The sequence below is a fragment of the Viridibacillus sp. KH_047 genome (assembly GCF_057838945.1).
Map to the genome: position 1 here is coordinate 2,708,275 of NZ_CM174479.1, position 15,240 is coordinate 2,723,514.

The following is a 15,240-nucleotide window of genomic DNA, read 5'->3' on the forward strand; positions in this document are numbered from 1 at the left end:
AGTGCATTTATTGGATAAACAATTATTAAAGCCATTCAATCATATATAGTGATTGAATGGCTTTTAGTTTTAAATCCAGTATCGATAAACTAACTCTTATTCACATGTTATTTCCATTGGCAATTCTATTTGACCAGATGAATAAGGAGCGATTTCGTATATTTGGAAAATGAGATTAATCCCTGATTCTGAATTCGTCCAGTAATATGGCGTCAAATTTAAATTCAAATTTTCATCAGCTAATGGGTATTTTTCTTTATCGGAAAGGATTTTTTTGACTGTGCAAGTAGCCGCTTTATTATATGCAGCAGTTGTCTTGAAATTTTGTTTCAATGTTACTTCTTTACCAGAGTTCGAATTATAGTTATAGCTTTCGCTGTAATACTCACCATGCGCACCGCCAGTATCGTAATACTTTGTTTTTACGATACTAACTTTATTATTTTGATTGTAATTGACTGTAAAAAAAGTTTTATACTCATATGAAGCATAATCTTTTTTTGATAAACCAAGTTCTTTTCGATCTTTGTCGTATCTTTTTAATATCTTCTTTCGCTCTTTATAATCTTGCTTAGCTAATTTTTCGAAGTTTATATTGATTTGTTTTTGTCGTTGTTTATTCTTCATACCGCTGATTTGCGGATATTTTATATTGCTATTAAACATATATTTGTGAGTTTTTACCGTCACTGCTTTTTTCGTTTCAGCATGCATTGTTAAAGGACTTAATGTAAATATTAGTAGCATCGCAATTAGTAAACTACACAACATAGTAAGTGATCTTTTCATACTTCACAGCCTCTCACGGTTAATGTATTAACAGTATACCCTTATTTATTTTTACGATGAAATTCATTAAGCCCGGTTTTTCTATACAATTATGTACATCAATCATTTATAATTTATCGCTAAATGGAGTACGGCCTGTTCACCTGTTAAGTTTGTATAAGAGTGTTGTTCACTCGCAACAAATTGAATTGAGTCAAACTTATTAAGTGTATAGGATGACTTCCCTATCGTTATTTCGACTTCTCCCGCCATAACCGTCGCAATTTCTATAGCTCCTGGATGATGGGCTTCTGGTTCATACTTACAGCGAGGTTGCAAGTATGCACGATACATTTCCGTACTTCCTCGAACATCATTAAACAAGGGCTCAATAACCCACTCCTGATCATTTCCAAATAATTTTGGTCCTTGTCCCGCGCGTAAAATATTGATATTATTCTCCGGTTTCAAAAGTGCCATTAAAGGTACTGAAAGACCATTCGCAACTTTCCAAATCATCCCTAATGTAGGATTTGTTTCACCACGTTCAATGTTTCCTAGCGTTAATTTACTTACACCTGTTTTAGCTGCCAAATCCTCTAAACTTAATTTTTGTTCCTTTCTTAGTTCACGAAGTTTCGTTCCCACAAATTGAATCAATTGTTGTGTTTCATCCTTATTTGAACTCAAATTTCTTCACTCCTTATTTATATATATTTAACTTTTTATAATATTTAATAAATTATAGCATACCTTTTTCAGCCGAAATAAACTATATTTCAGTATATTATACTTTACTTTATTTAAAAATAAGTATAGTATTTATCACCGTGAAAGAAATCAAATTGAGGTGATAATTTATGAAAGCAGTAGTAGTTGGGATCTTATCTTCCCTGTTTTTTTCAGCTACATTTATTATAAATCGAGCAATGAATCTTGATGGAACAAGTTGGGCATGGACAGCTTCTTTACGATTTATATTGGCTATTCCATTCCTTCTCCTCATCGTAGCATTCAGAAAAAATTTAGGACAATTATTTCGTGAAATGCGAAAAAACCCTTTTCAATGGTTATTATGGGGAACACTCGGTGGAGTAGGTTTTTATTCATTATTAAGTTTTGCAGCCGTTTATGGCCCATCGTGGTTAACATCAGGTACTTGGCAAGTTACTATTTTAGCAGGTGCATTACTTTCTCCTTTGTTCTTTGTAACGGTACCGTCCGTTGAAGGAGATAAAAAAGTTAGACAAAAGATTCCTTTTAAAAGTTTACGTGTGTCTGTCATCATTTTAATTGGTGTTATTTTAATGCAAGTAAATCAAGCGGGGCATATTAGCGTTAAAGCATTTATTTTAGGGTTTATACCTGTTGTCATTGCCGCCTTTTTATATCCATTAGGCAATCGTAAAATGATGGAGTTGTGTCAAGGAAGAATCGATACTTTCCAACGTACATTAGGAATGGCCATTAGTAGTTTACCAGTTGCTATTATATTTGGTATTTATGGAACTGTTACAGTTGGATTACCTACCGGCTCACAATTCGGACAAGCACTACTATTAGCTTTATCTTCCGGTGTGATTGCAAGTCTTCTTTTCTTCTTAGCTACAGATATGGCAAAAAACAATATGGGCCTACTTGCAGCTGTTGAATCAACGCAAGCTGGTGCAATGATCTTTACTGTTATTGGTGAAGTGATATTATTAAATGGATCTTTTCCAAAAGGTCTTTCCTTGTTCGGCATGATTCTAGTTATAGTCGGAATGGTTGTAAATAGTTTAGCCAATGGAAAGCAGAGAAGTATTATTAAAAGAAAACTTGGATAGTGATTGAAATCTCTCCCCCTCCTTAATATTATTCTCTCTATCTATATTGTTGTTCGATAGATTAAATTATTTAAGTTCAAGATGGCTTCAGTTAGTGAAAGGAAATATACCGAGCGATCTACTCTTTTTAGAGTTGGTCGCTTTCTTTATGTTAACTTCCAGATACATTTGAGAAAAATGTTTATTTATTCAATTTTAATGTAGAAAATGGAATTGAAGCATCTAATATTTTATATAAGTATAAAAGTAAACAACAAAATACGGAACTATCACACTTTCGAGCACGTCCTATTAATTACATGCTCTATGGAAAGATATCTTTGCTTTCCTTTATCTAATTGCTTTACAATAGTTAGGAATAGTAAGACTTTAATATTTTTCGATATTAGATGGAAGGAGGAAGGTTTTGCAGATTTGCAATACCATTAAATGAATTGAAACTACTAGCAAAATTACTAACAGGTATGATTGTATTTTTCGCGATTATCGGCATAGGTATTTATGTACTAGTGCAGCAATTTGATAATTCACGTAACGAAGCCAATACTACTGAACAAGAATATGTTGAAGAAAGTAAAAGTGTCGAAGAGTTTATCGGTTCCATCTCGGAAACTGCTCGTACACTTGCAGCAGAAAATGACCTGTACGCTTCTGTAATGATTGCTCAAGCAACTTTAGAGAGCCAATATGGGCAAAGCGGCCTCGGTTCCTCGCCTAACCATAATTTATTTGGCATTAAGGGCAAATATAAAAACGACTCAGTGAAACTTGAAACGTCTGAAGATGATGGCAAAGGTAATATGACAACAGTAATGGCTGAATTCCGCAAATACCCTTCCTATGAAGAATCATTGAAGGATTATGTACGTTTACTACGTAATGGTCTTTCTTGGAATAAAAAGTTTTACACAGGCGTTTTCAAAAGTAATACAAAATCCTATAAAGATGCCACAAAGCATTTAACAGGATCTTACGCGACTGATTCAAAATATAACAAAAAATTAAATAAACTCATCGCTGAATATGACCTCACTCAATATGATAAACCAGTAAAAAATAAAACTACCATTAAAGTAGAAGACGGCGACTCACTGAATCATATTGCAGAAACCTATAATGTTAAGGTTACTTCCATTAAGCAATGGAATAAATTAAACACAGAAAATATTGAAGCTGGACAACAGTTAGAGATTTTCCAATATTAAAAGAAGATGATCCCGAATTATGTGGATCATCTTCTTTTTTTCTTTACCTTATCAACTATTTAAGTAGAATTATTTATAAAAATAACTCCATCTCATTATTTTTCATTGTAAATCCCATTTTCTCATATAGATATTTGCCGTCTTCTGAAGCATGCAGCCATATCCTTTTAGCCCCATTGTGCTTACTTTCTTCGGTAATATTTTCAAGAATTCTTCTTCCTAATCCATTTCCACGATGTTCAGACACAGTATACATATTCAAAATATAAGCTTCAATTCCTTGAAGATTTTCTAAATATGGGGGTCTTCTAAATATGACCATGCTACCGATACTCACTACTTCCCCATTCATTTCAGCGATATACGATATAAGCTCATTATTAACAAGCGCTTTTTCTAAGTACTCTCTTGTAGATTTTACAATTTTAATCTCCTCTTCATGAGATTTGATCTCACCTAATTCCTTTAACAAAGCTAAACGCAAACTAATTACACTTTCAATATTCTCTATAGAAACCTTATAAATCTTGTATTCTCTCTTATAAATCGACATTAAATCACTTCCTTATACTATTTAAAATTACCTCATTCTGGAGATAATAGGCATAATTCCTATAAGTAGTCACAATCGTTCAGGTAAAAAGATTCATAAACCGAAATAAATTAGGTGAAATTTATATCAATATTCCTTATAATATGTAAAGAGATGTAAGTTAAAAGTATTATTGTAAATTGTTTTCACTCAATACAAATAGAAAGTAGTGATATTATTGAAGATAGGGATAAAAATATTATTAGGATTTACTTTGATGGTTATTCTGATAGGGATCTCCTCGATTTTTACGGTAAAACATACTCGTGAAATTGATAAAAGTTTCGATGAATTGGTAGAAAGACGATTTGTTCAAATTAGATTAGTGGATGATATTCAATATGAAATGGCTCTACAAGGGTCTTATTTACGTGGTTATTTATTGCAAAAACATAGTAAATCATTGGAATCATTACGAGATCATCAAGCCATTTTTGATAAAAAATTAGCCGAACTAGAATCAATGTCCCGATCTGATACGATGAAGGAATTAGTCGCAGATTCAATCGCTGCTAAACAAGAGTTCGATCGTTATACAAAAGAAACTATATATGTTCATCAAACCGGTAATGCCACTAAAGCGATTCAATTGATGAATGAACAAATACAGCCTATAAATGACAAAATTTTAAGCAATGCTGAAGATATGCTTACATACCAAAACGAACAATTAGAGAAAATTCAACTGGATGTAAAAGATAAAACAAGTTACGCAACTCTTTCGGCAATTATTAATTTCATAGTAAATCTAGTTGTTGCAACGATCATCTGTATCATTATTACACGAATGATTTCTACCCCTGTTCGTAAGTTAAATGAAGGGGTTAAGCTAATAGCAAAAGGCGATTTATCACAGCCTGAGATCATGATCCGTACGAAGGATGAACTTCGTGAATTAGCTGATTCGTTTAATGAGATGAAACAGAACTTACGTCAACTAATTCTTGCAACGAATAATAGTGCAGAACATTTATCCACTTCTGCATCCGAATTATCGGCAAGTACCGAAGAAGTATCGCAATATTCAGAAAGTGTTTCGAATAGTATTGAAACAACTTCTTTAAATGCTTCGATGTCATCTGCAGCAGCTAAAGAAAGTGTTATTGCTATGGACGAAACAGCTTCTGGAGTTCAACGTATTACTGAATCAACACAAACTTTACACACAACCGCAATTGATACACTGACTATTGCAGAAGAAGGTCAGAATAAACTGATTGATGCTAAAGAACAAATGCAAAATATTTACGATGCAACTGTATTAGTAACAGAATTAACAAAACAACTCGGATTACAGACTGTGGAAATTGAAAATATCACCAAAGTAATAACAGGAATAACTGAGCAAACAAATTTACTAGCTTTAAATGCAGCGATCGAAGCTGCACGTGCAGGAGAACATGGTAAAGGCTTTGCTGTTGTAGCAGATGAGGTTCGAAAACTGGCAGAGGAATCAAAATTATCAGCCAACAAAATAGTTAACTTAACTGCCACTATTCAACGGGATACAAAAAATGTTGAAAATGGTGTCTCACAAGGATTGATGACCGTTGAAGAAGGTGTCAAGATCATTGAGCAAGCTGATGTTTCATTCCACTCAATCACTGGTGCTGTACGATCAATGACATCCCAAATCGAGGACATATCTGCCGCTTCCGAAGAAATTTCCGCAAGTGCTGAAGAAGTTGCCGCTTCTATATCAGAAATCGCGAACCATTCAGATGGTACTTCAGTTCAAATTGAGGCAGTATCTAGCTCAATTGAAGAACAAGTTGCATCAATGCAGGAAGTCCATAGCATTGCTCAAGATTTAAATGCAAAATCGGTATCTCTTCAAAAAGAAATTCAGCAATTTAAGTTGTGATATTAGGGTCCATGGAAATCGTAATTTTCCATGGGCTTTTTTGATTCTTGCTAATACTTCGTAAATAGCTTAAAGCCTTTTACTCAAACTCACTTTATTGTAATTTACATGAATGACTACGTCTAAGTAGATCCTTAAATGTGCCTATAACTCCCTTAATTCTTTAGTATCAATCTTTTCCTTTTACATTTTCTCTCAATCTATTTACACTTAATATAAACTACATATATTGGAGGCGAGTCTGATGGAAAAAATTGAACAGATTAGCGAAGGGTTGTTTTGCATCGATACGTATGATTTAGGACGACCAAATCGGACGAGTTCTTATTTGTTAAAGGATAAAAAAATTGCATTAATCGAAACATCTGCAAGTCCTTCTGCACCTTATATCATGAAGGGACTTCAGGCGCTAGGAGTGGCTCCTGAAGATGTAGACTATTTAATATTGACACATATCCATTTGGACCATGCAGGTGGCGCTGGGTTATTTATGGAGAAATGCAAAAATGCCGAACTAATTGTACATCCAAAAGGAGCACGTCATTTAGTGGATCCTAGTCGCCTCATCGCCAGTACACAGTCTGTTTATGGGGATCAATTTGATACTCTATTTGACCCTATTTTACCTGTAGAAGAAGCACGAATGAGAACCGTTGAAGATGGGGATCAACTTGTACTCGGTGAAACAACTTTGACTTTTTATCATACAAAAGGTCATGCGAATCACCATATCTCTATCCATGATAGTAAGAGCAATGGTATTTTTGTTGGAGATACGACTGGAGTATATTATCCGGAACTTTTGGAAGAAGACTTCGACTTAATCCTTCCTTCTACGTCACCAAATCAATTCGACCCTGATGCGATGGAACAGTCAATTCAATTATACGAAAATCTTGCGCCAAGTCAGCTATACTTTGGGCATTATGGTGTTTACTACGAGCCTAATATGGCATATGAGCAAGTTCGCTACTGGTTACCAATATTCTTAGAAGAAGGTAAAGAAGCAATGGCGGCAAAAGAGGAGTTTTATGCGAGATCAAGAGATTTAGAAAAACGTTTGAATGCAGTTGTAAATGATTATGTGTTACAGCATGGTTTATTGCTCAGTCACCCTGTTTTCAAAGTAATACCGCTAGATACGGCAATTTCTGCTATGGGAATCATTGATTATATGGTGAAATTAGAAGGATAGGATAATAAAAAGCAGGTTTGCAATTTAAAGTTGCAGCCCTGCTTCTTTATTAGTTTATATTTGTTTACTTTTAAGCCGATGTTTCCTAGTATACTAAACTTCATTATTAAATAACTTTTGCTTAAAATATCCATCTAAAACTCTACTTTATATTTCGCTATTTGGCCGCATAATTCATCGAACCACTTTTTGTCATTAGTATCTAACGCTAATTCTTGTAGTGCTAGTAAATCTTGAAGTTGCAATTTGTCTTCGTCATTTAGTATTAAATTTTCGAATTGAACAATGCGATCTTTTTGCTGAACACCATCAAAAAATTTAACAACTGCTGCTTTTCCCTCTGGATCGATAGATAAAATATAACCATCAAGATTTTGAGAAATCACCCATTTACCAATATCCTTTTTCATTAATTCCATCTGCATCATTCCTTTCACTAGCTCGAATTTGTGTAGATTCATTTGCTGGCTTCTAGAAAATACAAAAAAATCCGCTTGCATGTACATGACTTCATATTCAGAATTTTTACCTTCTAAAATGATTTCAATAAGGCTAGCGGATAATTTTAATTTTTAATGTTACTATATTTTATCACCTATTTTCTGAATAGTAAATTAATTATAGATAAATATAATCAATTTATATTTATGATGAAAAAGACGTAAATATTCCATCAAATCCCTTAAGCAATAGTAATCAGCTATATATATCATATGTTGTTCAACCAATTAAGGAGTTCTTCATGTTAATAGTGATTCTTAGTTTTTGAAATAATTTGAGAAAGGAGAATATTACTTTTCAATCAACATTAAGATGACACTATAAACTCCCTCCTAGGAAAACCACAAAAACAGCACTATTGAACTATAAATAATTTAAGAAAATTTTCACCTTTTTAACTATAAATAAACTATAAACTTGTCTTCAATCTTTAATCGTAATAAAATTGATTATATAAGCAAATTAGCTATCGAAGTTTCAAAAATATTCTTTCGTATAGGAGATATAATTATGATTAACGTTTTATTTGTCTGCCTCGGGAACATTTGTCGCTCACCGATGGCCGAAGCATTATTCCGAGACTTATTAAAGAAAGAAAACTTAGATGACAAAGTGACAGTGGATTCTGCGGCTACTGGATCAGGGCATATTGGAGAGCCTCCGCACGAAGGTACGCTTGCAATTTTAGAGAAAAATAAAATTTCTTCTGCTGGTATGATCGGTCGTCAATTGAAAAAAGAAGATTTCGAGCAATTTGAATATATAGTAGGTATGGATAATAGTAATATCATGAATATTTACGAAATGACGGGTCAACCTAATCATCCGAAAATCATACGGCTACTCGATTTAACAGATCATAAAAAAGATGTCCCAGATCCATATTATACTGGAGACTTCCAGGAGACATATGACCTTGTTACTGACGGTTGCCACGCATTACTTGAAAAAATTCGTAGTGAACACAATTTAACTAATTCATAAGAAAATCCCGCCATTCTATCATTTGGCGGGATTTCATTTTAATAGCAATTGAGAGAGAAAGATCAATCAATTTTTTCATTGTACTAAAACCATTCTTTCAAAATTAATTGTTATAATAGGTTTATATTTTTTTCAACTTAGGAGGACCACAGATGGATTTTGTAGCCATTGATATTGAAACAGCCAACCAATGGCGAGATAGTATTTGTTCGATCGGATTAGTAAAAGTGGTGAATGGAGAAATCCAAGATTCCCTATATACATATATCAATCCAGAACAACCATTTGATGAATATCATACACATCAACATGGTTTAACAGCTGAAATGGTACAACATGCGCCGACCTTTAAAGAATTCTATCCAACATTATGTCGTTGGCTAAACAATCAATTTGTTGTTGCGCATTATGTCAAATATGATGAAAATGTCATTCAAGAATCATGTGAGAGTATTCAACAACTTCCCCCTTATTGTCGATACGGTTGCTCATTCGAATTAGCTCAAAAAGCATTCCCAAAACTATCAAATTATAAATTAACCTCTGTTGCATCTAATTTATCAATCCCATTATCTATGGAGAATGCTGACTTGATCGCTAGCATTGTACTTACAATTAGTAAGATGCAAAATATTCAACAGATAAATAGATTATTTGATGTTACTTTCGAGAATAGTCAAAATGTAACTTCGAGTATGGATGCGCCTTTTTTCAAAGGAAAAACGGTTGTCTTCACTGGTGGTTTACAAGGAATGACTCGTTCCTCTGCTGCGCAAAAATTACGGCAAGCAGGAGGTATATTTAGCAATATAGTATCTAAACAGACCGATTATTTAGTCATTAGTCGCAATAGTATAGATCGTTCTGAGTCCGGTCATAAAAGTAGTAAATTTCAAAAAGCTGAACAACTAATTGCTACAGGACACTCGATTCAACTAATGCATGAAGAACTCTTTATTGAAAAATTGAAATAGAGGTTGGAATAAGTACTACTGAACAAATCTAACATGTATAGTTGATTGGAGCGGAGGTGGCGACTCCTGCGGGGAAAGCGGGACAGTCCAAGACCCTGCAGGAGCGTAGTGACGAAGCGGCTTGGCGCCTGCCCCCGGAAAGAGCCCACCGTAGCGGAAATCAACGGTCTTAACTATTTAAATATTTTAAAATAAAAGAGCTGTAGATAAACCAAATTTCTTCGAGTTTGTCTACAGATTGAAGCTAGTTCGAACAAATTGTTCAAACTAGCTTTTTTGATAATCTACTCTACTTCAACGGCAATGTGCTTGAAATTCACAACATCAAATAATCCGGTATCTGTTAATTTAATATCGGGGATAACAGGCAAGCTAATGAACGATAGTGTCAGAAATAGATGGAAGTCTAAATCTGGGTTTAGCTGTAATAATGCTTCATGCAATTCATACAGTTGTTTTTTTGCAATAGGCGCTGGTTGATCTGTCATTAGCCCTGCAACTGGCAAAGGAAGAGCGCTTAATATTTGTCCGTCTGCAACGACAACATAGCCCCCTTGCATATTCTGCAATGCTTCAGCAGCAAGTAACATGTCCTCATCGTTTGTTCCTAACACAAGTGCATTGTGGGAATCGTGAGCAACTGTAGTCGCAACAGCTCCCTTTTGAAGTCCAAAGCCATGTGTGATACCAAGACCGATATTCTCAAGTTGATGATGACGTTCAATAACTGCCAATTTCAACATATCATTTTCTATTGAGGGTATGAATACGCCATCTTCAACAGTAACATTTGCTACCCGCTTCGTCGTCATAATCTGATTCGGTTGAATTTCAATAACATTCGCTTTTGAACCTTTTATAAAAGGAATCGCTAAATCCGATTCAGTCAATGCGGGAATATTTACAGATTGCAGAATAGCAGTTGAGACATAACTTTCACTTTGTTTCTTTTGTAGAATTAGACCATGTTCAGCAACCTTTTCACCATTTTTCCATACAGTTTTTGGCTTACAACTATTGAGATCTTCCAGTAGTACGAAGTCTGCAATAAATCCTTCTGCTAACGCGCCCTTATGCAGTAATTGATAGCAATTGGCTGCATTAATTGTGGCTAATTGTATTGCTTGTAGCGGTTCCATCCCCTCTTCAATTGCGAGTGCGATGTGATAATTAATACTACCTTCTTGCATGAGTTCGTCTAGATGTTTATCATCTGTACAAAATAGAAAGCGATGTGCATTTGTCGGTGTTACTGCCGGGAGTAGCGCACGAAGGTTTTTAGCTGACGAACCTTCGCGAATGAGTACATACATACCTTGCTTCACACGGTTTCTAGCTTCATCTGCCGTTACACATTCATGATCTGTTTGAATTCCTGCAGCACGATACCCTCGTATTTGCTGAGGAGATAACCCTGCACCATGGCCATCAATAATTCTCTTAGTAGATTCAGTTTGTTCAATTTTCGCTAGCATTTTTTCATTACCTTCTAGTACAGCTGGAAAGTCCATTACTTCAGCTAACCCAAGTACAGCTGGATGAGTCAAGAATGGCTCTAAATCCTTAGCTTCTAACACTGCTCCAGCATTTTCGAATGAAGTTGATGGGACACTCGATGGTAGCATTACATGAATATCCATCGTAGTATTTTCAGCATTATCTAGCATATATTGAATCCCATTTACCCCAGAGACGTTCGCAATTTCATGTGGATCTGTAATCACTGTTGTAATACCATGTGGTAGTAAGATACAGCTAAATTCAGATGGAGTTAACATCGATGATTCAATATGGATATGACCGTCAATAAGGCCGGGAATAACATATCTCCCTTGCGCATCTTCTTCATTCTCTGCTTCAAATTCACCATCTGGATCAATAGCCACAATGTATCCTTCTGAGACAACTACATCAGCCATTCTCCATTGTAAGTTGAATACATCAGCTACCTGAGCATTTCGTAATATAAAATCAGCTTTTACTTTTTTCTGTGAACATAAAATTCTGCGTTGCCTACTGGTAATTTGGGAATCCATCAAGACGCCTCCTAATTGTTCTGTCAAAACCTTTTTATATTTATACCTTAATAACACTTGAAGTATTAATCATTAATGTTAAAAGTGGACTATTTTTGTAATTAAAATGAAACCTTCTCTTTTCTAGCTCGTAAATAAATAAAGGGGGTTATCACATGTCACATCAATCCAAAATAATTATTCCCCGTTCTACTTTGAGGACGACATTTGATATTTTAGCAATCGGGTTATTTGTAGTAGCAATCATATATGGAATTACACAATGGACTAGTCTACCAGATCAGGTGCCTACACACTATAATGCTTTGGGGAAGCCAGACGATTGGGGCCCTAAATGGATGTTTTTTTTACCACCTGCTATCGGTGCAGCACTATGGATATTCTGTCACATACTAGAACAAAAACCTCATTTGCATAATTATAGTACATTAACTGTTGAAAATACTGAGAGGCTTTATAAGAATTCTATGTTACTATTAAATTTTGTGAAAAATGAAATTCTATTGTTTTTCGCCTTTAATATGTGGACTGATGTGCATGTAGCGCGTGGTGGTAAAAGTTTACTTGGAGTCTATGAGATGCCACTTTTCCTTGCAATTCTATTCGGTACGATCATTTTCTTTGTCGTACGCTTTTTTAAGCTTAGATAATAGTTTAAAAGCTCAAGCCATGCACACGTGGCTTGAGCTTTTTTGTATAATCTTCACTTTGTATACTTCGCCAATTGGAATTTTTTCTTACCGTTTAGTTTCCACATAACAATACCTTTCCCTGGAGCAATGTAGTAATGGGAATACGTATCATAGATATTGTGATCTATTCGAACTTTGACAACTTCATTAATAGTACCAGCTGGAGTTTTAACAGTCGTATTCACTTCTTGAATTTTGATATTATCTTGCTCGTTTTTCCATTTTTTGCCATTTGTTAATGGGTAGTTCAACCGAAAGCTTGTATGACCGGTTGGGGACAAGTAAGTGAAGTACTTACTATTTTCCAAATACGACGTATCCAATCCAATTTTAGACTTTGCTTTAACACCTTCCTTTACTTTTACATAGGTTTCCGTACTCTTTCCATAATAAATGTCTTCTTCGTAATTTTCGTAAGTATACTTCCCTATTTTAGGTAGCAAATTCCCCGTCACTTTTTTCTCAGCTTTTTTAGAGTTTAGATAGCTGGCAGAAACATAAGCTGTTCCTTTTTTATATTCAATTTTTGACCAGCCTTTTGATGTGCTAATCACTTTCACTGTCTCATTTTTCTTTAATTGACCTAACTTTTTTGAATTCGTTGTAGCTTTCATACGAACGTTTAACACATCTGCTTGTACATATTGGGTTGATAAACTCGTTTTTGCTTCTATCTTCGGCAGGTTAATGAAACTCACACTACTGAAAAAAATCACAATAGCCATTATATATCTATATCGCTTCATTTTGGGATACTCCTCCTATTCAGATCAAAAACCTATTAATTCTATACAAACCATTATATAGAAATGAATACCAGAAAATATCTAATTTAATTATTTTTTTAAAACTTTAATAAACAGAATTTTCTACCAACTATTAAAATCACTATTTTTATTGGTATATTTACTACCTTGCTCTCCATATATTAAGTTTAATGATTTACTAGTTATAGCTATTTAATTGAAAGGAGGAGAATGGATGAAAAAGAGTTTAATAGTATTGCTATTGGTAATGAGTATGATTTTAACAGCATGTGGTGGTGGTGGTGACGGTGATAAGGCTGGTAATGCAGGTGAATCCACAATTGATCGTGTAAAGAAGGCTGGAAAATTGGTTGTTGGTACGGCTACAGGATATGCACCTTTTGAAATGGTCAATTTGAAAGACGAGTTTGTCGGTTATGATATCGATACCGCGAAAGCAATTGGGAAAGCATTAGATGTAAAGGTAGAATTTAAAGAATATTCATTTGATGGATTAATAGCTGCGTTGCAAGTTGGTGAAATTGATATGATTGTTTCAGGTATGACAATCACTGGCCCTCGTGCTTTGTCTGTTAGTTTCCCGAATCCGTATTATCAAACAAAACAAGTTATGTTATTACCGGATACAGATAAGACGACGAAATCTTGGAAAGAACTAGATCAAAAAGGAAAGAAAATTGCAACTATTATTGGGACAACTGGTCAAATTTTTGCAAAAGCAAATTTCAAGAATGCAGAATTCAAAGATTACAGAGAAATGCCAGCTGCGGCTTTAGCTATGTTATCAGGTCAGTTAGATGCCGTTATCTATGACGAATCTTCCGTACGTATTTGGCAAAAGCAGAATGGAAAATCTCATATTTTAGATGAGAATATTTCTGCTGAAAATTTAGGAATTGCCGTAGCTCACAATGATTTAGTAACAGTCCAATGGCTAAATTCATTCCTTTATAGTTATTTAGGCGGCCCACAGGAGTTAGCTTCACGTTCTTATTGGTTTGAAAGTGATGATTGGTACGGAGATATTAATACAAAAGTGGAAGCAGAATAACCAGCTACAGCTAAGTCTTATACTTTGAAGACCTTATATTATGATTTTCACATATAAGGTCTTCAATCATTTTAATGCCCTTATATAAGTCATATCAATGGAGGAGTTCCTACACTATGAGATATCAACCTGATTGGAGTGTCATCACAAATAATCTCGATATCTTTTTTAAAGGGATGTATTTGACGCTTGAGATTTCAGCTTTATCTTTACTATTTGCTATACCGATTGGGATTCTTTTTGGAGTTGGTCGGATTTCGAAAAACCCTATCATTCGTTTTATTTCTTCCGTATATGTAGAAGTTATGCGTGGTGTTCCCCTGCTCGTTATATTAATTTGGATTCATCTCGTTTTGGGTCAGTTTTTAAAGCTTGGTGCTTTTTGGGGGTCTATTGTTTCACTCGCTATTTTCTCAGGTTCATTTATAGCAGAAATTGTTCGTGGGGGAATTCAATCTGTTCCGAAAGGACAAATGGAAGCTGCGCGTTCATCTGGCATGTCCAATTTTCAAGCTATGCGTTTAATCATATTGCCTCAAGCTTTTAGAAAAACATTACCTCCTATGGCATCGCAATTCATCATTCTTATTAAAGACTCATCACTTGTTTCAACCATTTCAGCTGTAGACTTAACATTAAAAGCGACGAATCTAGCTGCTATCTCTTATCGTTATATTGAAATATGGACATTCGTTGCTCTGTTATATTTTGCAATGACATTTACATTATCTCTAATCATACGACAGTTTGAAAAACATTGGTTAAAAAGCGAGTATTAAGAAAGG

General features: G+C 34.6%; 15 protein-coding genes. 9 read left to right on the forward strand and 6 right to left on the reverse strand.

The features are described 5' to 3' along the window. Positions 1–96: 96 nt before the first annotated feature. Positions 97–789 carry a DUF3298/DUF4163 domain-containing protein gene (locus AC3IS5_RS13395; protein ID WP_489424867.1) on the reverse strand — a complete coding sequence of 231 codons (693 nt, stop codon included), beginning with the start codon at positions 787–789 and terminating at the stop codon, positions 97–99. Positions 790–891: 102 nt separating this feature from the next. Beyond that, positions 892–1,458, reverse strand: a complete 567-nt coding sequence (locus AC3IS5_RS13400) for a helix-turn-helix domain-containing protein (RefSeq protein ID WP_489424868.1) — start codon at positions 1,456–1,458, stop codon at positions 892–894. Positions 1,459–1,628: 170 nt separating this feature from the next. Here AC3IS5_RS13400 and AC3IS5_RS13405 point away from each other — a divergent pair, with 170 nt between their 5' ends. After that, entirely contained in the window at positions 1,629–2,594 is a 966-nt protein-coding gene (locus AC3IS5_RS13405; RefSeq protein ID WP_489424869.1) for a DMT family transporter, read from the forward strand. A 434-nt stretch (positions 2,595–3,028) separates the two neighbouring features. Continuing rightward, positions 3,029–3,799, forward strand: coding sequence for a glucosaminidase domain-containing protein (locus AC3IS5_RS13410; RefSeq protein ID WP_489424870.1), 771 nt, complete (start codon positions 3,029–3,031; stop codon positions 3,797–3,799). A gap of 73 nt (positions 3,800–3,872) precedes the next feature. On the opposite strand, the gene AC3IS5_RS13415 is transcribed toward AC3IS5_RS13410, so the two are convergent. Continuing rightward, entirely contained in the window at positions 3,873–4,352 is a 480-nt protein-coding gene (locus tag AC3IS5_RS13415; RefSeq protein WP_489424871.1) for a GNAT family N-acetyltransferase, read from the reverse strand. 208 nt (positions 4,353–4,560) lie between these two features. Here AC3IS5_RS13415 and AC3IS5_RS13420 point away from each other — a divergent pair, with 208 nt between their 5' ends. Both AC3IS5_RS13420 and AC3IS5_RS13425 read left to right on the forward strand, forming a co-directional pair. Beyond that, positions 4,561–6,255 carry a methyl-accepting chemotaxis protein gene (locus AC3IS5_RS13420; RefSeq protein ID WP_489424872.1) on the forward strand — a complete coding sequence of 565 codons (1,695 nt, stop codon included), beginning with the start codon at positions 4,561–4,563 and terminating at the stop codon, positions 6,253–6,255. 244 nt (positions 6,256–6,499) lie between these two features. After that, positions 6,500–7,450: an MBL fold metallo-hydrolase gene (locus tag AC3IS5_RS13425; protein WP_489424873.1), complete on the forward strand. Its 951-nt coding sequence runs from the start codon at positions 6,500–6,502 to the stop codon at positions 7,448–7,450. Between the two features lie 134 nt (positions 7,451–7,584). Here the strand turns inward: AC3IS5_RS13425 and AC3IS5_RS13430 are convergent, their stop codons facing one another. Then, the gene (locus AC3IS5_RS13430) at positions 7,585–7,911 is read right to left on the reverse strand and encodes a hypothetical protein (protein WP_489424874.1); all 327 of its coding nucleotides are present in this window, start codon (positions 7,909–7,911) and stop codon (positions 7,585–7,587) included. A gap of 550 nt (positions 7,912–8,461) precedes the next feature. On the opposite strand from AC3IS5_RS13430, the gene AC3IS5_RS13435 reads away from it, so the two are divergent. Together AC3IS5_RS13435 and AC3IS5_RS13440 are read left to right on the forward strand one after the other, a co-directional pair. Continuing rightward, positions 8,462–8,935 carry a low molecular weight protein-tyrosine-phosphatase gene (locus tag AC3IS5_RS13435; protein WP_489424875.1) on the forward strand — a complete coding sequence of 158 codons (474 nt, stop codon included), beginning with the start codon at positions 8,462–8,464 and terminating at the stop codon, positions 8,933–8,935. Positions 8,936–9,087: 152 nt separating this feature from the next. After that, complete coding sequence (locus AC3IS5_RS13440) at positions 9,088–9,909, forward strand: exonuclease domain-containing protein (protein ID WP_489424876.1); 822 nt, start codon at positions 9,088–9,090, stop codon at positions 9,907–9,909. A 284-nt stretch (positions 9,910–10,193) separates the two neighbouring features. Here the strand turns inward: AC3IS5_RS13440 and ade are convergent, their stop codons facing one another. Further along, on the reverse strand, positions 10,194–11,945 hold the full coding sequence (ade, locus tag AC3IS5_RS13445; RefSeq protein WP_489424877.1) for an adenine deaminase: 1,752 nt from the start codon (positions 11,943–11,945) through the stop codon (positions 10,194–10,196). Between the two features lie 155 nt (positions 11,946–12,100). Between ade and AC3IS5_RS13450 the strand changes: the two genes are divergently transcribed. Next, positions 12,101–12,595, forward strand: a complete 495-nt coding sequence (locus AC3IS5_RS13450) for a DUF1648 domain-containing protein (protein ID WP_489424878.1) — start codon at positions 12,101–12,103, stop codon at positions 12,593–12,595. A gap of 53 nt (positions 12,596–12,648) precedes the next feature. On the opposite strand, the gene AC3IS5_RS13455 is transcribed toward AC3IS5_RS13450, so the two are convergent. Further along, the gene (locus AC3IS5_RS13455; RefSeq protein WP_489424879.1) at positions 12,649–13,383 is read right to left on the reverse strand and encodes an SH3 domain-containing protein; all 735 of its coding nucleotides are present in this window, start codon (positions 13,381–13,383) and stop codon (positions 12,649–12,651) included. 235 nt (positions 13,384–13,618) lie between these two features. Between AC3IS5_RS13455 and AC3IS5_RS13460 the strand changes: the two genes are divergently transcribed. Both AC3IS5_RS13460 and AC3IS5_RS13465 read left to right on the forward strand, forming a co-directional pair. After that, complete coding sequence (locus AC3IS5_RS13460) at positions 13,619–14,455, forward strand: transporter substrate-binding domain-containing protein (protein ID WP_489424880.1); 837 nt, start codon at positions 13,619–13,621, stop codon at positions 14,453–14,455. Between the two features lie 116 nt (positions 14,456–14,571). After that, the gene (locus tag AC3IS5_RS13465) at positions 14,572–15,234 is read left to right on the forward strand and encodes an amino acid ABC transporter permease (protein WP_053416980.1); all 663 of its coding nucleotides are present in this window, start codon (positions 14,572–14,574) and stop codon (positions 15,232–15,234) included. Positions 15,235–15,240: the final 6 nt, after the last annotated feature.